The following is a 15,503-nucleotide window of genomic DNA, read 5'->3' as shown; positions in this document are numbered from 1 at the left end:
ACTGTTGTCGTCAGGTAAGACCAATAATTTAAAGCGAAGCAATGTGAAGCGGGGAGGTTGATATGACTATTTGGCTACTGGTATTCGGTTTCATGGCACTGATTATGGGTGCGATGGCTGTGGGCGTCATCATGGGCCGCAAACCAATTGCCGGTTCTTGCGGCGGTTTGAATCAAATCGGCATGAAAGATGGCTGTGATATTTGCGGTGGCAAAGATGAGGTTTGTGAAGAAGAGAACCGCAAGCGCGGAGGTGTGCGCCGCCGTAGCGATGAAAGCCGTGGTGCCGATTTGGGCTATGATGCTACACGTCGCTAACAAGACTGCGTTGTATGCAACGGGATGATTGATCAAAAATAGCAAGGGGACGCAGAGAGCATGGCGGTTCACAATTACGATGTTGTGGTGATCGGTACGGGGCCTGCGGGGGAAAGCGCTGCTATCAACGCTGCAAAGCATGGCAAGCGTGTAGCGATTATTGAGAAGCAGGTTCAGGTAGGTGGCAATTGTACTCACTGGGGTACCATTCCTTCCAAAGCGCTGCGCCATCAGGTGAAACAGATCATGGCGTTCAACACCAACCGTATGTTCCGCGATATTGGTGAGCCGCGCTGGTTCTCCTTCCCCAAAGTGATGGAACGCTCAAGGGGTACCATCGATAAACAGGTAGAGATGCGTACCACCTTCTATGCGCGCAACCGCATTGATCTGTTTCATGGCGTCGCCCGATTTAAAGATGAGCACACCTTGTTGGTGCGTGACCGCCAGGAAGGCATGGAAGAACTGGTGGCGAAGAAAATCGTGATTGCCACTGGTTCTCGCCCTTACCGCCCGGCGGATATTAACTTCCGCCATCCGCGTATTTACTGCTCTGACACCATATTAAGCCTCTCGCATACCCCGCGCACGCTGGTAATTTTTGGCGCCGGGGTGATTGGCTGTGAATATGCATCAATCTTTTCGGGCTTGGGCGTCAAAGTTGATCTCATTAATAACCGTGACAGCCTGCTGTCGTTCCTGGACGATGAGATTAGCGATGCACTCTCCTACCATTTGCGTAAGCACGGTGTGCTGGTTCGCCATAATGAAGAATACGAGAGCGTTGAGGGCGATGAGTCAGGCGTCGTCGTGCGTCTCAAGTCAGGCAAGAAAATTCGCGCTGATGCATTTTTGTGGGCCAATGGGCGAACCGGTAATACCGACAGCTTAGGCCTTGAGAACATTGGCTTAACCGCCAATGGGCGTGGTCAGCTAAGCGTTGATGAGCACTACCGCACTGCGGTTTCCCATATCTACGCAGCGGGCGATGTAATTGGCTGGCCGAGTTTGGCGAGCGCGGCTTACGACCAAGGCTTGAACTCGTGCAATGAGTTGCTCGATAAAGAGTATCGCTTTGTGAGTGATGTACCTACCGGAATCTACACCATCCCTGAGATTAGCTCGTTCGGCCCCAATGAGCGTGAACTTACCGAAGCCAAAGTGCCCTATGAAGTAGGCAAAGCTTTCTTCAAAGATACCGCTAGGGCACAAATTACCGGTGATACTGTGGGTATGCTTAAAATTCTGTTCCACCAAGACACCCTGGAAATACTCGGTATTCATTGTTTTGGCGACCAGGCGTCTGAGATTTTGCATATCGGCCAAGCGATCATGCAGCAAGAGGGCGATGCCAACACGCTCAAGTACTTTGTAAATACCACGTTTAATTACCCGACCATGGCAGAAGCGTACCGGGTGGCTGCGCAGAATGGTTTAAACCGAGTTTTCTAGCCACAGCTTTAGCGAGGGCTGCTTTGTCAGGCGTCTAATCCGAGAAGTTGCCTTTGTCGTAGACGTTTAAGAGTCACTGGATTCGCGAATAAGCGTATGGCCGTAAGCTTGTGGTTTGTTATCAGGTGACGGCTCAGTGGGGGGCAACAGTTTTTCAACGCGGTTGCGCCCCAGTGCTTTAGCTTGATAGAGCGCTTTATCGGCAAACGAATAAAGCTGCTCAAACGTCAGCGAGCCGACTTGGCACGTCGTCACGCCGATGCTAATAGTCGGGTTGGCTTGCTGCTCTATACCGCTCAGCGTATTAACTTCGACCTCTCGGCGCAGCCGATCTGCTACCTGAAGCGCATCATGGGTAGCGGTGTTGGGCATCAATAAACAAAACTCCTCTCCACCAATCCTCGCTAATGTATCCGATGGACGGCTAAGCTCGCGAAGCTGCTTACTGATCTGGCGAAGTACCTCATCGCCGGTTGGGTGCCCGTAGGTATCATTAATTTGCTTGAAGTGATCAAGATCTAACAGCAGCAGGCTAAGCGGTGCTCGATCGCGCTGGGCTTGGGTAAGCGCAGCGGATGCTATATTGACCAAATGGCGCCGGTTATATAGCCCGGTCAGTTCATCGGTTAGCATTAGCTGATGCATGACGTTGCGCTGACGGTGGAGATGAATAACCGCTAGGCAGAGTGTAATTGCAGCGCTGACCATTAACACCAATAGCGCACTCACCGCAATCGAGAGTCGCTGCATCACCAAACGTTGCTGAACAGAGGTGTCGCGCACTTCTTCTAGCAGCTGGTTGTATAGCCAAGCCTGAGCGCCGCCTACCTCCATGGCAACCCGTTGTAACGGATCAATCAGCTCTGGGCGCTGTTGGGCTTGCTGTGACTGCTGGGTTAAGTCTGAAAGGCGATTGTTAAGCTCACTGAAGTGATTATGCAGGTATTCAACGTCCGAGATGAGATATCGGTGGCGTTCAATACTGCTCTGTATGTTATTTAAATGCTGTTTGGAAAGTGAAATAAAATAATCGATGTATTTAATGTGTTCGCTGCTAGGCTGGCGGCTGCCTTCCTCTAATGCGGCCCGTAACTGAGGCGTGGCCTGTTGGGCTAGAACAATATCACTTACTAGCGTGGTGTAATCGGCGCTAGCTTTTTGGCACGCACTGTAAACATAGCTGCCCATTACTGCGGACATAGCGCAAAGAAGGACGGCAAAAATGGATGCTAAGCGCCCACCGGGCTGACGAAGAAAGTGGCGCATCATCATGAGATAATCAGCAAGCAGGCAGTGATGCCGCCCCTCTCTGTATACTGCCGAGCAGGCGAGAGTACGTTTGGTAAAAACACGTAATCATCAAAAGAGTGCTTCCGTTGCAAAGGGCAGTTCTGCATGGCACCTCTCCGTTAATGGGTAGGTAATCCAATGAACAGCTTAAAGACTTCATCCTTATGCAACTTAAGCACTCACCCGCCGAGTCTGCCATCCCACAACTTTACTAATTGCAGGATCATACTTGTGCTCGTTATTATTAATAACGCTGTTAGTGATTGATATTTAATCGTTATTTAGAGAGTCCAAGGCTAAACGCGCTTTTTCCTGCCAGCTCCCTTCAAGCGCAGCCGCTTGCGTTAATGCTTCGCGAGCCGCGTCAGGCGCATCGTTTTGCAATAGTAAAAGGCCCAGATTTAGCCATGCGGCCCCCATCTTTTCATCTAGCTCGGTTGCCCGTTCAAACGCCTTGCGTGCGTTGTCGGGTTGTTGATCTGCGTAAAGCGCATTGCCTAACGCAAACTGCCCCATAGCGTTAGTGGGATGGCGTTTTGCAAACGCTTGCCAGCTTGAAAGCGTGGCGCGTGGCCCATGGGCCTCTTCGTAGGCGCTAAGCGCTTCTAAGGCGTTGCGGGCAGTAATACCTGTAGGCAAAGTACCTGGTTCGGCCACCACAAATCCCCAGCGCTCAGTGCGTGCCCAAGTGGCATCGAAACGGCTGAACGACATGGTATGGCGCTCAATCTCGCCGCTGCGCAGAATAAGCGTTTCACTGGGCAAATCGTAACCAATGGCCACAGCGTAGTGCCACATTGGATAAATCGGCAGCGACAAATTCTGCATAACGACCACCGGGTCGCCCGCTGCCAAATGGTTTAATAGGGCGTCCATGGTGCCGCGAATAGGAAACGCGAGCTGCTCATGCCGTCTCACCGTTGCCAGCATTTCTGGCTGCACACTGCCATCGCGTCCGGGCAGAAATACTTGAGGAATCAGCTCCTCAACGTCGGTGTCGACACCCTGGTGATTGAGTACCATTGCCAGCGTGGCAGGGCCGCACTGAAATTCTGTTTGGGCGTAAAACGGTACGCTGGTGATTTCTGTATGGGGCGGTAGGGCTTGATAGGTGCTTTGCAGTAATACCGGATTACGCGCACAGCCGCTGAGCAGTAGCAGCATAATAAAAACGCCCGCAAAGCGGGCGTTGGAAAACAGGTAGGTCATGAGCGGCCTTGTATTAGCGAGTAAACGGGTAAACGTCGGTTAGGCCGAGAATGTCGGTTACCAGCAAAATAATGAAAACGGCAAATAAAGCGCCTACAACGCCGGCACCGGCTGGCAGTTGCTCAAGCTGATCAGCCATTTGCTGTGCTTCAGCATCACTGAGTGATGCAACGCGAGCCTCGACTTCGTCCAGATCAACACCCTGTTTTACCAGCTGATCTTGCACATCGGCGCGGGCCAGGATCTCGTTAATCCGTTCGCGATCAGCGCCAGCACGGTCAGCTGCCAAAACAGATTGGGTGGAGACTAAATCCATTGATTGGGGCGCAGTGGGTGCAGCGGCAACGGGTAAGCTGGTAATGACCAGCGCTGCAATCAGTAGGGTAGAGAGGTAAGCACGCAATGTTTTCATCGTCTTCTTCCTTATAGACTAGTCGGGGTGGTAAGGAATGAGTATAGAAACAAATGGTTTGATTTTTAAGCGTAATATGCAAAGTGCTAATTATTTGCACTAATGCGATAGGTCCAGGCGGATTCTGAGAGCAGTCCACGGCCCCCGGCCATGGTCATGGCCAGATCGTGTAGGCCGGGCCATAGCGGTACAGTTGCCGCGCCCTTGACGGCTAAATCGAGCCGCTGGGCCATTAATAGCAATTTATGTAGTCGTTTCATGGGCAGGCGGCCAATGGCTTTCTGGTAAGCGGGGCGGCGCTTATCAAAAATCATCGGCTTTTGGGTTTTGCAGGCGTGCTCAAAACTCTGCCCTTGATCCAGGTGCTGATGCAGCGAGAGTAGCGTGCGTAGCTCTCGGCTAAGTGCCCACAGCACGATAGGCGCCTCAACGCCTTCACTGCGTAAGCCATTCACAATGCGCGAAGCGCGGCTGGGTTCGCCTTTCAGGCAGGCATCGGCCAAATTGAAGACATCAAAGCGGGTGCTGTCTTCTACTCCCTGGGCAATACTTTCCACGTTCAAGCGGGTGCCTTGGGGGTGAATCAGTGCCAGCTTTTGCAACTCTTGGTCAGCGGCCAAAAGATTGCCTTCGGTGCGCTCTCCCAGCAGGCGAGCGGCTTCCAGATCAATTTGTAGACCGTGCAATGAAGCACGATCCCGTAGCCAGTAGCCCAAGCGGGAAGCGTCCACGGGCCACACGGGAACAAACAAGCCGTGCTTATCCAGCGCTTTGAACCAAGCGCTTTTTTGCTGCTTGGCATCAAGCTTGCCCATACCAATGAGCAGAACGTCATCGCTGTTATCCAGAGTTTCGGCGTACTGCGCTAACGCTTTGCTGCCTTCTTGCCCTAACTTGTGATTGCCTAAGCGCAACTCCAGTAGCTTGCTGGTCGCAAACAGCGAGAGGTTGCTCGACATTTCCATCAAGCGACCCCAGGCAAAATTGGGCTCGACATCGAGTACTTCACGCTCCTCGACACCACCCTGGCGAGCTGCGGCCCTTACAGCATCGCAGGCGTCGCGATGCTGTAAGGGCTCATCCCCCGCTACGATCACTACGCGGGGTAGCTTTTTTGCTAACGCAGCGGGTAGCTGATCAGCAAATACCTTCACTGCATGCCCTCAACGTAAGTAAGGCGCTCAATGATTTGCTGAGACAACTGGCGTGCAAGCGTCTGTTCTGCTTCCATCATGAGCGTTTCGCGGTTAAGCAGGTCGTCATCGCTAACGCGAATGCGGGTATCCGTCGACAGCGTTTCATTATTGATGTGGTAGGCATTCGATGCTCGCTCCTGAACTGAGAGTCTGGCGCTAAGCGTTAGCTCGTGCTCGCGGCTTGCTCTGCCATCACCGCCGAGTCGACGCTCGGTTAAAACAGGCGTGCCCAACGTGACCCTCCAGGGCGCATCAGCAGCTACTTGGGTGCCTAACTGCTGAAGACGTGAGGCGATCTGCTGAGCGACGGCACTGTTGGTGTCGCCTTCTAAAGCAAGGGGGGGCAGCGTAGGCAGCGATTCAGAGCCGCGTAGCCGAAACCCACAGCCGCTGAGCAGCACCGCCGCCGAGGCGGCGATGCTAGCGGTTAACAATGTGCGTCGATTCATCCACTCACCACGATATTAACCAGTTTGCCGGGCACTACGATCACTTTACGTACGGTGTTGCCCTCGAGGAAGCGCTGAACGTTTTCATGCTCCATCGCCAGCTTTTCAATAGACGCCTTATCTGCGCTTGCCGGTACTTCAAGGCGAGCACGCAGTTTACCGTTGACCTGTACCACCAGCTCAATGCTGTCGCGGGTAAGGGCGGATTCATCCACCACTGGCCAGGTCGCTTCGATGGCCGGGCCTGAATGGCCAAGCGCTTCCCAGAGACTATGGCACAGGTGCGGCGTAATCGGCGAGAGCAAGAGTACGCAGGCTTCCAGCGCTTCACGGCTAACCGCCAGGCCAAGTTCAGAGCTATCGTCGAACTTACCGATGGCATTAGAGAGCTCCATCACCGCAGCAATGGCGGTATTGAAAGTGGTGCGGCGGCCAATGTCGTCGCTGGCTTTCTTGATAGTCTCGTGGGTTTTCCGGCGCAGCGTCTTTTGATCGTCGTTAAGTGCATTGACGTCCAGCGTGCCGGGCGTGCCCGCTGCCAAGTGCTCATTCACTTGACGCCATAGGCGCTTCAAGAAGCGGTGTGCGCCCTCAACGCCTGAATCCGACCACTCCAGGGACTGCTCGGGGGGGGCGGCAAACATCATAAACAGGCGTACGGTATCGGCACCAAACTTGTCGATCATCGACTGCGGATCAACGCCGTTGTTTTTCGACTTGGACATCTTCTCGATGCCACCCATTTCCACTGGCTCGCCGTCGCTCATAAGGATAGCGCTCAGCGGGCGACCTTTCTCATCACGCTTCACTTCCACGTCAGCGGGGTTAAACCACTGCTTGCCACCGTTATCAGTGGAGCGGTAGAAGGTTTCCGCAATGACCATGCCCTGGGTCAGAAGCTGCTGGAAGGGCTCGTCGGAATCTACCAAGCCAAAGTCACGCATCAGCTTGTGGAAGAAACGCGCATACAGCAGGTGCAGAATGGCGTGCTCGATACCGCCAATGTAGAGGTCAACCGGCAGCCAGTAGTTGGCGCGCTCATCCAGCATTGCTTCGGTGTTATCCGCACAGCAGAAGCGCGCGTAGTACCATGAGGACTCCATAAAGGTGTCGAAGGTGTCGGTTTCGCGCGTCCAGCCATCGCCCAGGTCAGAAAACGCTGGCATCTTCTTCAGCGGCGAGCCCGAGGCGTCTACGGTAACTTCCATAGGCAAAGAGACCGGCAGCTCGTCATCGGTCAGCGGAACGGTTTGACCTTCCGGGCCGTATTTGACCGGAATTGGCGCGCCCCAGTAACGCTGGCGGGCAACGCCCCAATCGCGCAGGCGGTAGTTGGTTTTGACTTCACCACGACCAAGCTCAGCTAGTTTGGCGGCAATGGCATCAAAGGCTTGTTCAAAATCAAGGCCATCAAATTGACCTGAATTAACCAGCTTGCCGTATTCGGCGTAGGCCGCCTCAGAAACGTCGGCAGGCTGGCCGCTTTCATCGGCGATGACCGGTTTGATGGCAATCCCGTACTTGGTGGCAAATTCCCAATCGCGCTGGTCGTGGCCGGGTACCGCCATCACCGCACCGGTACCAAACTCCATCAGTACAAAGTTAGCCACGTAAACGGGCACTTCATCGCCCGTTAGCGGGTGAACCGCCGTATGCCCGGTGAGCATGCCTTTCTTCTCTTTGGTGGCCATCTCGGCTTCGGAAGTGCCACCCCTGGCGCACTCATCGCAGAAAGCTGCAAGCTCACTGTTCTGCTCCGCCGCCTGCTTGGCCAGCGGGTGGCCAGCGGCAACCGCCACATAGGTCACGCCCAACAGGGTATCCGGGCGGGTGGTGTAAACCGCTAGCGGCTCATTGGCTTGGCCATCAGCGCCTTTAACATCAAAGGTCAGCTCGACACCGCGTGATTTACCAATCCAGTTGCGCTGCATGGTTTTGACCTGTTCTGGCCACTCCACTTTATCCAGGTCGGCCAGCAGCTCATCGGCGTAGTCGGTAATCTTCAAGAACCACAGCGGGATCTCTTTACGCTCAACCAGTGCGCCGGAGCGCCAGCCGCGGCCTTCGATAACCTGCTCATTGGCGAGCACGGTTTGATCCACCGGGTCCCAGTTAACCGTCGACATCTTCTTGTAGACCATGCCTTTCTCCACCAGCTTGGTGAAGAACCACTGTTCCCAGCGGTAGTAGCTGGTATCGCAGGTGGCGAACTCGCGGCTCCAGTCGTAGGCAAAACCCAGTGCCTTCAACTGATTGCGCATGTAATCGATGTTTTGGTAAGTCCACTTGGCAGGCGGCACCTGATTCTGAATGGCGGCGTTTTCCGCGGGCATGCCAAACGCATCCCAGCCCATGGGCTGCATGACATTTTTACCCTGCATGCGCTGGAAACGTGAGACAACGTCACCGATAGTGTAATTACGCACGTGCCCCATGTGCAGCTTGCCGCTGGGGTAGGGGAACATGGAGAGGCAGTAAAACTTCTCGCGGTTCGCGTCCTCTACGGCTTTGAAGCACTGATGTTTGTCCCAGTACTGCTGGGCGTCGCGTTCGATTTCACGAGGGCTGTAGTGTGCGTCCATCGGTTTATTAATGCCTTGGCGTATTCGCCCAAAAGGGGCGCAAAGTGAATGTTAGATGACATCTGTCAGATAAGTGAGGTCGATTGTATCCTATGCAGGTGTATCCTTGAACGGTAAGCCGATGATAGGTAACTGCACGCGTCGATAAAAGGAGAGGCACCATGAGTGAACAGCAAAATGACAATCGCCTACGCGAAGGCTATGAGCGCTTGCTGGAGCGGATGCAGGGGGGCGCCAATGAGCTAACCTGGGAAAACCTGCAGAAGGATTTGGACGACGCGGTCGAGTTTGAAGCGGAGCTGGAAGAGTACACCAAAGATGAGCTAGCCCTGCTGCGCGCCTGGGTCGAGCGTGACCTGAAAGATATGCGCTACTACATGGCAGACACCGGCAAGCAGGTAGCCAGCTGGCTGGGCATCGACATTGACGGCCTTTCGCGCCGCGTGGCGGAGTCGCTGCTTTCAATTGCTGACCGTAGCGTGGTCGAACGCGAACGCTTCGAAGAAGATTTAGAAGCCGCCCGCGCCGACTACTGCGAAGGTGAGATGGCGGCGCCCGGTCTAATGGCTTGCACCCATTGCGATGCTCAGGTGATGCTGCCCACCGTGGCGCGTCTGGAACCTTGCCACCAGTGCGGACATCGCTACTTCTACCGCTTCCCTAGCAAAATCGTTGAGACCTGATCGATTAGGTGACCAGTAAACTGACGCCTGCAATCGCCCCCAGCGAGAGCAGGCTCATTACCGCTGCGTAGAGGAGGTTATTTTTCATCATTCGGTAACCGCTCACCCCGTAGCGACCCTGCAGTGACAGGTTGATCCCCGAAAGCGGGCCCACGCTGGTTCCTACCGCCCAAGAGGTTAACGCCACAAACGCAAATACGGTTTGTTCTCCACTTTGCAGATTCAGTATTGAGGCCAACACCGACACCCCAATAATGGGATGCAAGCCTGCAAGTGCACTCAGCGTAATCGCTACAAAGCTAAGCATCGCCTGCGGCGCACCAAAGCGGGTGAACAACGTCCAGTCGCTACCAGCTGCCGCTGTTACCAGTGTCGAAAGGCCAATGGTTAATAATCCCGCCGCCAAAAACAGCGAAATCTCCCCGCGCATGGCGGGTAAACGCGTGGTGGTATGCTGACGAATACGCCGCAGAGTAAATTTGGGCCCATGGGGGAGGTTACTTAGCAGAGCCACGCTAGGCAGCAGAAAGGTAATAATGCTGACAATGGTCAGGGCAGGGGTAAGCACAAAGTGAAACAGCATCACCAGCGCCGCCATGCCTACCGGCATTAACAAGCTGCGCGGTGACAGTGAGTAGCCATCCACCTCGCTGAGATCAAACCGTCGCCTAAGCTCCAGCGTAGTTAACAGCCCCGACAGCATCGCCATAGGAAAGCCCACTACAGCAATTTGCGCGTACTCGACGTCGGGTACCAGCGCGATCACCACGCCCATAGATGCAAAAAAAGGCGACCACAGCGCCGCGCTGCTCAGCCCACGGTTAAGCGCCAGTAGCTGCGGGGTGGAGAGTGGCCCGCGCCGGGCCAGCTTATCGCCCACCATAAACACGGTAGAGAGATTTAAAATCGTCCCCAGGAAGTGTACTCCCAGCCAGGTACGCAGCACGCCACCCGCTCCGGTCACCCGACTTCCCGTCGCCCCCTTATTGCCTTGCTTTCCAATCAGCGAAATAAAACTAACGCCCACCAGCATGGCCGCCACAAACGAATTGCCCTGCAACATGGCAGGCCAATCGACAGCCGCACCATACACAAACCGCGCCACCAAAAGCATGCCAGCGCCCAGCGCAATCAGCACGCCGGCCTGAATGCGCGAACGCTTGGGAATATCCCGCCACAGCAACACAACTGCCGCCCACAACAAATAGCTCACCGCATGGGCAGTGCTCAACCAGCCGGTAAAACCAATAATCTGTGCGATCAAACCAAGCAAAATCAGCACGCCCGCCAAGCGTTGCCGAGAAGTCGTCTCTTGCATGCCAACCCCTTAATAGTGAATTAGCAGGCTAATAGGATTTGCAAAGGAAGGCCAGCGGCAACGAGTTATGAGGCAAGAGCATTTTGTACACTGGCACCATTACTTGCGTAGCCACATTTCGTAGCGCGTGGTAACGAATCTGCGAGGAACGAGCAAATGAGGCACCCGCGGGAGCATCGCGAAGCGATGCCAGATCCATGCAACTAACGAGCCGTTGCCCTCAGAGAGGAAACACTTTTTTTCATCGATACGTGACCTAATCCAAATTTATGAATAAGGTATGATTAATCAGTCAGATTCGGTCGCAGCTGGAGCGTTTTATCGTAATCTAGGTGCGCCTTGGCGGTAGCGTGGTTTCGTTTTAGCTCATTAGCCTAAAAGGCAGCGCACACCGGCAAATTCCTTCCTCAGGTCAGGGGGTGGCTATCAAATTCATAGGCCCACACACTCGATTTAACACGCGCATAACCTCTTCGTGAGAAAGCACGACAGGTAATCGACGCGGGCGTTTAGCTCGTGAAAAGGCGCCAATATCACCCAATGGCATATCAAGGATATGACGATACAGAAATACTAAAGCATTAAGCGCTTGGTTTTGTGTAGCTGCAGCCACATATCGCTCTACGGCAAGGTGCTCAAGAAAAGCTTGGACTTCAGAAGAGCCCATACTGGCTGGGTGTCGCAGCCCATGATAGCGAATGAAATAACGTATCCAGTAACAGTATGTTTTTTCAGTACGTGGGCTGTAGCGCTTTACTCGCATAACAGCTTTCACACGATCCATTAGTTTCGGAGGCCTGCTTTGCATATCCATTTGGTTGTCTGTCTCCTGGTGGTGGATATACATACAGTATTATTGGGCTTGGCAAAACGCGCAAGTATGCGAATTCTGCAAATACAGCCTAATTAATATTAATTTATTTTAAAATCATGTGGTTATGCACGAAAAGGTAGGCTACATTTACTAAGTAAACATGCTGACGCGTTCATCCAATCATAGGACGCGCCGTCTAATACCTGTTGAACTAAACCGCTTCGCGGTAGCTGTCGACGAACCACGTTTTTTGCCTCATCGGGCCACACTGTTGTATGACCCACGTGGGTCATACAACAGGAGTGACGACGATGACTGCCTTGCGACAGAAGATGATCGCGGCCATGCGTCAGCGTGGCTTTGCGCAACGTACCCACAACACCTACCTGATGGTGGTCACTGAACTAGCACGTTATTTCCACCGCCCGCCAGACACGTTGAGTACCGACGACCTGCAACACTTCTTTAATCACCTGGTTCAGGAGCGTGGTTTGTCCGCCGCCAGTTGCCGTGTCTATCTGCACGGCGTGCGGTTCCTGTATTTGCACGTGTTGCAGTGGCCTTCGTTTGATGTGCCGCTCACCGTCCCCAAAAAACCGCAGCGGATTCCAGAACTGCTGACCCGCGACGAGGTTCGGCGGATCCTGGCCGCCTGCCAAAACGCCAAGCATCGCATGATGCTCGAACTGTGCTACGGCTGCGGATTGCGTGTAACCGAGGTCTGCCACCTGCGAGTTAGTGACATCGACAGCCAGCGTTACCAACTCCGTGTGACGCAGGGCAAGGGCGGCAAGGATCGTATGGTGTTACTACCCGTGACCCTGCTTGATCGCTTGCGCGATTACTGGCGCGCCTATCGGCCAGTCACATGGCTGTTCCCGAGCGCTCTGTTTCCCGATCAAGCCCTACACGCCAGTGCGCCACAGAAGGCCTTTACCCAAGCCAAGCGCCTGGCCGGGATCGAGCGGGTCGGTGGCATCCATAGTCTGCGCCATGCCTATGCTACCCATGTTCTGGAGCAAGGCCTTCCCGTCCATCAGCTCCAGCGGCTACTGGGCCACCGTCACCTCCAGTCGACGATGCGCTACCTGCACTGGCTGCCGAGCCAGCAAGGGGGAGATCAGTGTCATATTGACCTGGTGGCCGCCTTGGAGGTGAGCCATGACTAAGGCCGCTACCTTGCAACAGGCGCTGACCCGCTTTCTCGATCCAACCGGTCTTGATCGCCAGCGCCAACGGGTGTGTACCCATCTGCTGGCCTGCCGAACGGAGGCGATGGGCGGGATGGTCTTGCAGTGCTCCGACTGCGCTCATGTACAGCCACACTACTTTGGCTGCCGCGATCGTCATTGCCCGCAGTGCCAAGGCCGCGCCATAGAACAATGGGCCGAACGTCAGCAGGCCAATATCTTGCCTGTGCGCTATTACCACGTCGTGTTCACGCTGCCGCACAGTCTTAATGGCTGGGTTCAGCTTCATCCCGAGGTGATTCACCGGTTGCTGTTCCAGAGTGCTTGGCAAACGCTGCGCACTTTTGGACGAGACCCCAAACGCCTTGGCGGCGAAATGGGGATGATCGCCGTGCTTCACACTTGGGGTCAGAACCTGAGCCAACATGTGCATCTGCACTGTTTGATTCCAGGCGGTGCCTTGGGTGACGATGGCCGCTGGCGTGGGGCGCATAGCAACTACTTGTTCCCGGTGCGGGCCTTGTCATGCCACTTTCGCGGGCACATGGTGAGCGCTCTGCGCAAGGCCGCCAATGCAGGCGATCTCCACCGGGTAAACCGGCCCGGAGATGTCGATGCTCAACTGAACACGCTGATGGCCACTGACTGGGTGGTTTACAGCAAGGACTGCCTTGAACACACTCATACGGTAGTTCGCTACTTGGCGCGCTACACGCGCCAGATCGCCATCAGCAACGCGCGTATCCTGGCCGTCGATGAGCACCAGGTGACCCTACGCTACAAGGACTATCGCGACCATGACCGACACAAGTCGCTCATCCTCAATGGCGAGGAGTTCGTACGCCGCTTCCTGCTTCACGTCCTGCCCAAAGGACTGATGCGGGTGCGTCACTACGGTTTTCTGGCCAATCGCTGCCGTCGGCAACGTCTGATGCAGGTTCGTCGAGCACTAGCGGTGGTTGAGCAAGCACCGGGTGCCGATATGGCTGCCAGCGATGCGGAGCTGGCCTACACCTGTCCACATTGCAAGCAACCCACATTGCGGATGATCGGGACGCTCACACCCCAGCGCCACACCTACGATCAACCGTCTAATCATAAGGATCAACACTATCGAGCATGATGTAACGCCCTACGACGACAACCGACTTGGCTAACCGGCTCGCTAGCGGGTCATGGATAAGCTCGTCCCGATGATGGATTTTAGCCATCAGGCGCGCTACATTGGGTTAAATTAGATTTGGAAGTGCTGAAATGATGGCGAAACTCACGATCAGAGCGCGTTACCCCAGACATGCCAATGCACGGCTTGGTACCTCAGGCCGCACGCTGATCAATACAATCCCCTATTAAATAGCTGCCTGATGGACGCGCCTTAGTCCAACAGGCATTTATTCGCCATGCTCCGCACGGCGAATAAATGCTTCACTGTTATGTTTCAGGCGCAGCGTCACGCGACATTCGATAAGCCGAAACGCCCATGGGCGTCTCTCGGAGGTAGCCTCCCGAGACTGATGATGGCAGGCATCGTTTTTGTACTACTAAATCCGTCCAACTATTGGACGCAATATGTTTGTTCAGAAGTGATATTTCTACTATCAAAAGTCGTTAAGGAGGGTTTGCTTATGGTTATAAGGTCTATACGAGAAGTTAAGCCGTTTGCTAAATGTACTGCCAACGTCATCATTGACGCTTGGGAGGCCTGCCTCCCTTACAGGCCAAGCCTGCTGACGAGTTGGTGAAATTCCAACGAAAAGGGGTTCCGAGAATTGAAACGTAAACAAATGTCATGTTTTTGGTCTAAGCCATGGATTTTAATCAGTTACAAATTAGGATTCTTGAAGAGTCCTCGAAAACGACTGGCCATGGCGGCTTCGCTTCGAAATCTTGCGCACGTCACCTAGAAAGAGCGCTTCAGCTGCGGACCAGAATGCCAGAGGTAGCAGCTTTTTTAGCAATCACGGCTGAGGAAGAAGCTGCAACTGCAGTTTTTGCAGCTTTACGTAAAAGAAGGTACGCCCATGCAAAACAGCTCAAGGTGCGGGATCACAGATTCAAAGCTGGTGTTTACCCATTTTTAAAACTGTTGGGTGAAGTCTTGGGACCGCTAAAACACGAGTTCCCGTTGACCCTGTTCTTCGATCAAAAAAGTGATAAGGAGAAACGTGACATTTTGCGCGTCCGAATGCCGATAGGGATTCAGGGTGATAGACAGTTTTGTATTGTGCCAGAGCCACCGCTGAATCTCGTATCTGTAGATCCAGGTGGCACTCCAACGAATTATTTAAAGCAAGTGCGGAGTGTCGCTTCTGATCAAGGTATTCACTCGATATACGAGTATATTCAAGAGGTTGCGAATCAAAGAAATACTATGCTTTATGCCTCGGACTCAGGGATACCTGAGTTGAAGAATATTGATAACATTCTTGATCGCCATGTTAGGGCTGCCTTTCTTAACCTAATCATGTATCTACTGATTGAACCACATAAAATACAGAATCTTGTTCAAGAAGCGCTGCACACGTTCCTGAGTATTCTTCACCGTATTGACGAGAAAGAAACATAACCAGCGGCATCACGGTGACCGCTTT

The 15,503-nt window shown here is 53.9% G+C and carries 14 protein-coding genes and 1 other RNA gene; 7 read left to right on the top strand and 8 right to left on the bottom strand.

All coding sequences use genetic code 11. From position 1 onward, the window contains the following. Positions 1-62: 62 nt before the first annotated feature. Both nqrM and sthA read left to right on the top strand, forming a co-directional pair. Positions 63-317 carry a (Na+)-NQR maturation NqrM gene (gene nqrM, locus LMS44_RS12880; RefSeq protein ID WP_022523176.1) on the top strand — a complete coding sequence of 85 codons (255 nt, stop codon included), beginning with the start codon at positions 63-65 and terminating at the stop codon, positions 315-317. A gap of 60 nt (positions 318-377) precedes the next feature. Further along, positions 378-1,769, top strand: coding sequence for a Si-specific NAD(P)(+) transhydrogenase (gene sthA, locus LMS44_RS12875; RefSeq protein ID WP_009286982.1), 1,392 nt, complete (start codon positions 378-380; stop codon positions 1,767-1,769). A gap of 66 nt (positions 1,770-1,835) precedes the next feature. On the opposite strand, the gene LMS44_RS12870 is transcribed toward sthA, so the two are convergent. The 6 genes from LMS44_RS12870 to leuS all read right to left on the bottom strand — a co-directional run bounded on the left by LMS44_RS12870 (position 1,836) and on the right by leuS (position 8,907). Continuing rightward, positions 1,836-3,041 carry a GGDEF domain-containing protein gene (locus tag LMS44_RS12870; protein ID WP_022523177.1) on the bottom strand — a complete coding sequence of 402 codons (1,206 nt, stop codon included), beginning with the start codon at positions 3,039-3,041 and terminating at the stop codon, positions 1,836-1,838. Between the two features lie 288 nt (positions 3,042-3,329). Next, the gene (locus tag LMS44_RS12865) at positions 3,330-4,268 is read right to left on the bottom strand and encodes a PA2778 family cysteine peptidase (RefSeq protein ID WP_141440977.1); all 939 of its coding nucleotides are present in this window, start codon (positions 4,266-4,268) and stop codon (positions 3,330-3,332) included. Between the two features lie 13 nt (positions 4,269-4,281). Continuing rightward, positions 4,282-4,680: a PA2779 family protein gene (locus LMS44_RS12860; RefSeq protein ID WP_009286979.1), complete on the bottom strand. Its 399-nt coding sequence runs from the start codon at positions 4,678-4,680 to the stop codon at positions 4,282-4,284. A gap of 86 nt (positions 4,681-4,766) precedes the next feature. Further along, positions 4,767-5,834 carry a DNA polymerase III subunit delta gene (holA, locus tag LMS44_RS12855; protein WP_141440978.1) on the bottom strand — a complete coding sequence of 356 codons (1,068 nt, stop codon included), beginning with the start codon at positions 5,832-5,834 and terminating at the stop codon, positions 4,767-4,769. Then, a complete protein-coding gene (locus LMS44_RS12850; protein WP_027957523.1) occupies positions 5,831-6,325 on the bottom strand; it encodes an LPS-assembly lipoprotein LptE in 495 nt (164 codons plus the stop codon). The genes holA and LMS44_RS12850 overlap by 4 nt, the downstream gene beginning before the upstream one ends. Beyond that, on the bottom strand, positions 6,322-8,907 hold the full coding sequence (leuS, locus tag LMS44_RS12845; protein WP_430468926.1) for a leucine--tRNA ligase: 2,586 nt from the start codon (positions 8,905-8,907) through the stop codon (positions 6,322-6,324). The genes LMS44_RS12850 and leuS overlap by 4 nt, the downstream gene beginning before the upstream one ends. Before the next feature lie 161 nt (positions 8,908-9,068). Between leuS and LMS44_RS12840 the strand changes: the two genes are divergently transcribed. Further along, positions 9,069-9,590, top strand: coding sequence for a zinc ribbon-containing protein (locus LMS44_RS12840; protein ID WP_226251462.1), 522 nt, complete (start codon positions 9,069-9,071; stop codon positions 9,588-9,590). A gap of 4 nt (positions 9,591-9,594) precedes the next feature. Here LMS44_RS12840 and LMS44_RS12835 read toward each other — a convergent pair whose 3' ends face one another. Both LMS44_RS12835 and LMS44_RS12830 read right to left on the bottom strand, forming a co-directional pair. Continuing rightward, complete coding sequence (locus tag LMS44_RS12835; protein WP_430468925.1) at positions 9,595-10,908, bottom strand: hypothetical protein; 1,314 nt, start codon at positions 10,906-10,908, stop codon at positions 9,595-9,597. A gap of 412 nt (positions 10,909-11,320) precedes the next feature. Beyond that, positions 11,321-11,722 carry a phage integrase N-terminal SAM-like domain-containing protein gene (locus tag LMS44_RS12830; protein WP_427769744.1) on the bottom strand — a complete coding sequence of 134 codons (402 nt, stop codon included), beginning with the start codon at positions 11,720-11,722 and terminating at the stop codon, positions 11,321-11,323. A gap of 311 nt (positions 11,723-12,033) precedes the next feature. On the opposite strand from LMS44_RS12830, the gene LMS44_RS12825 reads away from it, so the two are divergent. The 4 genes from LMS44_RS12825 (at position 12,034) to LMS44_RS12810 (ending at position 15,478) form a co-directional block, all read left to right on the top strand. After that, positions 12,034-12,891 (top strand): tyrosine-type recombinase/integrase, encoded by an 858-nt coding sequence (locus tag LMS44_RS12825; RefSeq protein WP_422154442.1) that lies wholly within the window; start codon positions 12,034-12,036, stop codon positions 12,889-12,891. Then, on the top strand, positions 12,884-14,035 hold the full coding sequence (locus tag LMS44_RS12820; RefSeq protein ID WP_052475583.1) for an IS91 family transposase: 1,152 nt from the start codon (positions 12,884-12,886) through the stop codon (positions 14,033-14,035). Before LMS44_RS12825 ends, LMS44_RS12820 begins: the two co-directional genes overlap by 8 nt. A gap of 344 nt (positions 14,036-14,379) precedes the next feature. After that, positions 14,380-14,442, top strand: an RNA gene (locus LMS44_RS12815) — hammerhead ribozyme type II. A 277-nt stretch (positions 14,443-14,719) separates the two neighbouring features. Further along, entirely contained in the window at positions 14,720-15,478 is a 759-nt protein-coding gene (locus LMS44_RS12810; RefSeq protein WP_430468924.1) for a hypothetical protein, read from the top strand. The last annotated feature ends 25 nt before the right edge of the window (positions 15,479-15,503 follow it).

Source organism: Halomonas profundus (genome assembly GCF_020865425.1).
Classification (GTDB): Bacteria; Pseudomonadota; Gammaproteobacteria; order Pseudomonadales; family Halomonadaceae; genus Vreelandella; species Vreelandella titanicae.
This window is presented reverse-complemented; position numbering and strand designations above follow the sequence as displayed.